Annotated in this window: 5 protein-coding genes; 4 read left to right on the forward strand and 1 reads right to left on the reverse strand. The window is 39.7% G+C overall.

The window, feature by feature from the left end; all coding sequences use genetic code 11:
* Positions 1 to 207: 207 nt before the first annotated feature.
* A complete protein-coding gene (gene ruvC / locus Q0546_RS03430) occupies positions 208 to 681 on the reverse strand; it encodes a crossover junction endodeoxyribonuclease RuvC (protein WP_298055869.1) in 474 nt (157 codons plus the stop codon).
* A gap of 113 nt (positions 682 to 794) precedes the next feature.
* Between ruvC and dnaA the strand changes: the two genes are divergently transcribed.
* The 4 genes from dnaA to Q0546_RS03450 form a co-directional block, all read left to right on the forward strand.
* Positions 795 to 2,105 carry a chromosomal replication initiator protein DnaA gene (gene dnaA / locus Q0546_RS03435; RefSeq protein ID WP_298790550.1) on the forward strand — a complete coding sequence of 437 codons (1,311 nt, stop codon included), beginning with the start codon at positions 795 to 797 and terminating at the stop codon, positions 2,103 to 2,105.
* A 137-nt stretch (positions 2,106 to 2,242) separates the two neighbouring features.
* Positions 2,243 to 3,310, forward strand: coding sequence for a DNA polymerase III subunit beta (dnaN, locus tag Q0546_RS03440; RefSeq protein WP_298790552.1), 1,068 nt, complete (start codon positions 2,243 to 2,245; stop codon positions 3,308 to 3,310).
* A gap of 17 nt (positions 3,311 to 3,327) precedes the next feature.
* Positions 3,328 to 5,637, forward strand: coding sequence for a DNA topoisomerase (ATP-hydrolyzing) subunit B (gyrB, locus tag Q0546_RS03445; RefSeq protein WP_298790553.1), 2,310 nt, complete (start codon positions 3,328 to 3,330; stop codon positions 5,635 to 5,637).
* Positions 5,638 to 6,455, forward strand: an 818-nt coding sequence (locus tag Q0546_RS03450; RefSeq protein ID WP_298790555.1) for a diguanylate cyclase, incomplete at its 3' end; no start/stop codon positions are given.

Below are 6,455 nucleotides of genomic sequence, written 5' to 3' on the forward strand. Positions count from 1 at the left end.
GAGGACGAGCTTTTCGACATCAAAAATATCGATGCCGCGGAGCTTGCGCCCTTCAAAAATCTTAAAAAAATCGAAACGACCGGCATCGGCATATCTAAAAAGGCGCAAAAAGCCTGCGCGGATGCGGGGATTACGGTAGTTGATTGAGCGCGGAAATAAAATTTAAGCAATCAAATTTTGCGCTAAAAAACAAGCAAAAATTTGAACTTATTTTAAGCGTAGATTATTTGCGTGCGTTAGTGCGATAGCGATAGCGTCGGTGATATCAAGCGGTTTGATCTCCTTCGTTATACCGAGAATTTTCTTAACCATAAAGGCTACTTGCTCTTTGTCTGCCTTAGCTTTGCCCGTTACCGTTTTTTTAACCTGAAGCGGCGTGTACTCCGCAAAATCGCCGTGAAGCTGCAAAATTTTAAGACTAAGCGCCCCTCGAAACTGCGCGAGCTTCAAAACCGTTTTTGGATTATAAGCGAAAAATATGTCCTCGATCGCCACTTCGTCAAATTTATGATTTTTAAAAATCAGGTCGAGTCCCTCACAAAGTTCGGTGATTTGATACTGCAAAGAATTCGGTTTTATTTTGATTAGTCCCGCCTCGATCAAAATAGTTTTCACGGGCGTCTTTTCGACGATCGCATAGCCGCAATTTCGCGATCCCGGATCGATTCCTAAAATTTTCATCTCATCCTTTTCAACGGTTTTTCACGCTTTTTTCACGGCGTGAAAAACGAATTTCAACGCCATTTTAACAAATTTAAGATAAAATCTAGCGAATTAATCTTAAAGGCAAAAATTTGGTCGCAAACGAGGTTTTGGAGCTACTTTCCAAAGAAATTTTACCGTCGGAATTTGAATGCTACATCAAGCAACTTAAATTTAACGAAAAAAGCTCAAATTCGACGAACATCATATTTAACGCACCAAACGAGATTATCGCCAAATTTATCCAGACCAAATACGCCTCCAAAATCGCTCATCTTTTTGAAGTAAAAACCGGACAAAAGCCCGTGATCAACGTCCTAGCCGCGACCAAAACGCAAAGCAAACCGGCTAAAAAAGTGGATGTAAAAGAGATAAAAGCGCAAAGCAGCCTGCTAAATCCAAGCTACACTTTTGAAAATTTCGTCGTCGGTGACTCTAATCAATTCGCATTTTTAAGTGCAAAAGCGGTATCTGAACAACTCGGTAAAATTTACAATCCGCTTTTTATCTACGGCCCAACCGGACTTGGCAAAACTCACCTTTTACAATCAGTCGGAAATTTTTGTCTAAACGGCGGCAAAATGGTCATTTGCGTAACAAGCGAGCAGTTTATTACGGACTTTACTTATAACCTCAACAACCACTCGATGGAGCGATTTCGTGAAAAGTACCGAAACTGCGACGTTTTACTCATCGACGACGTACAGTTTTTAGGCAAAACAGATAAAATCCAAGAGGAATTTTTCCACACGTTTAACGAACTTCACGCTAAAAACGGTCAGATCGTAATGACATCAGACCGCCAACCAAAGCTGCTAAAAGGCTTTGAAGATAGGCTAAGAACGCGTTTTGAGTGGGGTATCATCGCCGATATCACGCCGCCGGAGCTCGATACTAAAATCGCAATCATCAAGAAAAAATGCGAGTTTGATAAAATTTACCTCGATAAAGACGTCATAAACTACATCGCTACAAACATGGGCGACAACATCCGAGAAATCGAAAGCGCGATAATAAATTTAAACGCTTACGCAAGGCTCATGAGACAGGAAATCACGCTAGAGTTTGCAAAAAATATCCTGCGCGATCAGATAAAAGAAAAGCGCGAAAATATAAATCTAGAAAATATTGTTGAAATCGTAAGCAAAGAGCTAAACGTCAAACCAAGCGAGATGAAAAGCAAATCACGCTCAAAAAATATCGTCGAAGCTAGGCGCATCGTGATATATCTGGCTAAAAATTTGACGCCAAACTCGATGCCCCAGATCGCGCAGTTTTTCAACATGAAAGATCACTCGGCCGTAAGTCACAGCATAAAAAAGATAAACGAGCTAATAGAAACGAACGAATATTTTAAAGTCCGCGTCGAAGAACTAAAAAATAAAATTTTAACCAAAGAGTAAAAACGTGAATAAAAGTGAAAAAATAAACCGTTTTTTTAACGCCGCAAATGTCCTATTTAAAGCAAATAAAAGCTGTTTTAAACTTTTCACGCCCCCTACTAATGCTACTAAAAGAAATTTAAAAACAAAGGAAAAAAATGAAAGTCGCGATTAATAAAAACGCTTTAGAAAGCATCGTAACAAATAGCAATTCTTACCTAGAGAAAAAAGATCTAAGCGCTATAACTTCGCATATATTCATCGGAGCTAAAGACGGTATCCTAAATATCAAAGCAACAGACCACGAGATCGGTCTAGCCTATAAGCTCTCAAACGTCAAAATCATGGACGAGGGAAATGCTACTGCAAACGGTAAGAAGTTACTTGACATCATAAGAAGCCTAAAAGACGAAGAAATCACACTAGAGACGGTAAATAACTACCTCTACATAAAACAAAAAAACTCAAAATATAAGCTTCCAATGTATAAATTTGAGGATTTTCCAAATTTCCCGACGATAGAAAATAAAAATAAATTTGAAGTCGACGCCGTAATGCTTGGACGAAGTTTAAAGAAAATTTTTACAAGCATCGACAATAATAACCCTAAATTTGAGCTAAACGGCGCTCTTATTGACATTAAGCAAAACTACATAAACATAGTCGGCACCGACACGAAAAGGCTTAGCGTTTTTAGATTTGAAACGCCAACTCAGAGCGAATTTTCCCTAATAATCCCAAAAAAAGCTATTAGCGAAATACAAAAGCTATTTTTTGACAAGATCGAAATTTACTACGACGATACGACTCTGATCGCTCAAAGCGCAAATTTCGAGTTTTTTACAAAGCTTATAAACGGCAGATTTCCTGACTACAACAGAGTAATCCCGCAAGAGATAAAACGAAGACTAAGACTAAGCAGAGATAAAATGGTAGAAGGCATCAAAACTGTCTCAATCATCTCCGAGAGCATGAAAATCGTATTTGCTCCTCAAACTATAAGCTTTGAAAGTATCGTAGAGGATAACTCGGAAGCTAAAACAACGATAGAATTTGCAACCGGACTTGAAGAAGAGATCTACGTCGGCGTGAAAAATAGATACTTGCTTGATTTCTTACAAAGCATCGAAGAGGAACATTTCGAATTTGGATTTAACGACTCAAATTTAGCCTTTACGGTGAGCTCAAACGAGCTAAAAACGGTAATCATGCCGATAAATTTATAAAATAACAAAGGTAAATAATGCAGCAAAATTACGGCGCGGAAAATATTAAAGTTTTAAAAGGGCTCGAAGCGGTTAGAAAACGCCCCGGCATGTACATCGGCGACACTAACATAAGCGGCCTACACCACATGATCTACGAGGTCGTCGATAACTCCATAGACGAGGCGATGGCGGGCTACTGCGATACGATCGATATCGAGCTAACCCGCGAAGGCTCGGCGATAATCAGCGATAACGGTCGCGGTATACCGGTCGATATGCACCCAACAGAGAAAATTTCAGCCGCAACGGTCGTTTTAACCGTGCTTCACGCAGGCGGTAAATTTGACAAGGACACTTACAAAGTCTCAGGCGGCTTGCACGGAGTTGGCGTTAGCGTAGTAAACGCCCTTTCTAAAAAACTGGTCGTAAATATCAAACGTGACGGCAAACTACATAGACAAGAATTTTCAAAAGGTATCCCTCAAAGCGACCTTGAGGTTATAAAAACTACAAATAGAACCGGTACTCAGGTAGAGTTTTGGCCTGACGATAGTATTTTTGAGGTTACTGAATTTGACGATGAAATTTTAACCAAACGCTTTAGAGAGCTAGCCTATCTAAACCCGAAGATCACGATAAATTTTAAGGATCAAAGAAACGGCAGGAAAGAGAGTTTTCACTACGAGGGCGGACTTGAGAGCTTTGTAACCGATTTAAATAAAAACGAAGCCGTAAGTAAAGCGGTATCTTTTAGCGGAGGCGAAGAGGACGTTTTAGTAGATTTTGCCTTGATGTACAACGATACTTATAGCGAAAATTTACTAAGCTTCGTAAATAACATCAAAACCCCTGACGGCGGTACACACGAAGCGGGATTTCGAGCGGGTCTAACTCGCGTGATAACAAACTACATCGCCGCAAACGCCGCAGCCCGCGAAAAAGACACAAAAATCACGGGCGAAGATATCCGTGAGGGCCTTATCGCAGTTATTAGCGTAAAGGTACCAGAACCGCAGTTTGAGGGCCAGACAAAAGGAAAACTAGGCTCAAGCTACGTAAAACCGATCGTTCAAAAGATGGTTTTTGAGGTACTTAGCAAGTATTTTGAAGAAAACCCGATCGAGGCTCGCGCGATAATGGAAAAAGCGCTGATGGCGGCGCGCGGACGCGAAGCTGCCAAAAAAGCTCGCGATCTAACGCGTAAAAAAGAGGGTCTAAGCATAGGAACGCTGCCTGGCAAACTAGCCGACTGCCAGAGTAAAGATCCAACTATCAGCGAGCTTTATCTGGTGGAGGGCGACTCTGCGGGCGGTTCGGCCAAACAAGGACGCGATAGGGTGTTTCAGGCGATTTTGCCGTTAAAAGGTAAAATTTTAAACGTCGAAAAATCGCGCTTAGATAAAATTTTAAAATCAGACGAAATAAAAAACATGATAACTGCTCTAGGTTGCGGTATCGGCGATGAATTTGATGCTGAAAGGCTTCGCTACCACAAAATTATCATCATGACCGATGCCGACGTCGACGGTAGTCATATCCAGACGCTACTTTTAACGTTTTTCTTTAGATTTTTACACAAAGTCGTGGAAAACGGTCATATCTATCTAGCCCAACCGCCGCTTTACCGCTATAAAAAGGGAAAAAAAGAAATTTATCTAAAAGACGAGAAAGCGCTGAATGAATTTCTAATAGAAACCGGCATCGAAGGAGTCGAGTTTGAAGGTATCGGAAACGCTGATCTCATAGACTTTTTAAAGATAGTAGCAGCTTATAGAAGCGTGTTAAAAGAGCTTGAAAAGCGATTTAGCGTGATTTCTGCGGTTAGGTATATGATCGAAAATCCAGACATCGTCTCAAAAAGCTACGCTGAAATTTTTGAAATTTTGAAAAATTATTTAGAAGCTCAGGGACACAATATCCTAAACTCATACGTCAGCGAAGAAGAAGCGCGAATTTACGTACAAACCGAAAGCGGTTTGGAAGAGCTTTTGGTAAATGAAAATTTATTTACAAATCCTCTTTACGAAGAAGCGCTTTATATCAGCCAAAAAATAAAAGAGCGCGGTATCGAGCTAAAAGGCGACGTGATAGACGTACTAGACGAGATCGAAAAAAATGCCAAAAAAGGCGCCTATATACAGCGCTATAAAGGCCTTGGTGAGATGAATCCAGAACAGCTGTGGGAAACGACGATGAATCCAGAAAATCGTCGTTTGCTAAAAATAAACATAAACGATGCCGTAAGCGCGTCGGATACGTTTAATCTATTTATGGGCGATGAGGTCGAACCGCGAAGAAACTACATACAAGAGCACGCAAAAGACGTGAAACATTTGGACGTATAAATGCTAAAATCAGAACTAAAAGAACGATCAAATAGGTTTAGAACTGCGCTCGAGATCTCTTCTATTTTTATTTTCAGCGTTATTATTTTGATGTATATTTTCGTTAAAAAAGATGATATAGATTTTGACATCAATGACATCATTTTGATCACTATTTTAGTTCTATGTCAAGTTTATTTTACGGCCTACAAAATTTATCAAAGCTTTCAAACGAGCGTGCTTGATCAAGTTACGAAAGCCTATAATAGAGACGAAATTTTAAGACTTTTATCAAAGCAAGCTTCTAAATTTAAAGGCAAAAATGGCGGCAATATGCTAATGCTAAAGATCGAAAATTTAAACGATATAAACGAGCGTTATAGCTTTGTTAGTACCGATATTTTACTCAAACGACTAGTCGAGCGACTGGAGAAATTTTTAAACGAAAAAGTATCTAAAAACACTCTAATCGGCAGATATTCAAATGAATATTTTTTGATATTTTGCGAGAGTAAAAGCACCGAGCTAATCCATCTTTTAAACGTTTTTGAAAAGAGCATTTTGAGCGACGGAATTTACAATATCGAGCTAAAGATCAAATTTGACGCTATCGACATAAATCACTCGGCAAGCCTCAAAAACTCGGTTTCTTATCTCATCCAAAAGCTAAACGAGAGCGATAGCGAAGATAAAGTGGACATCACGGACGATCTTGAAAAAGACGTCTGCAACTGCATCGATATGCAAAGATTTATCTTCCAAACTCAGCTCGTTAAAAGCCTTCGTTTCGGGCAAAATTTGAAAAATATCATTGTAAAAGTTTACACCGATAAGCAAGG

Source organism: uncultured Campylobacter sp., from assembly GCF_937997465.1.
Lineage (GTDB): Bacteria > Campylobacterota > Campylobacteria > Campylobacterales > Campylobacteraceae > Campylobacter_A.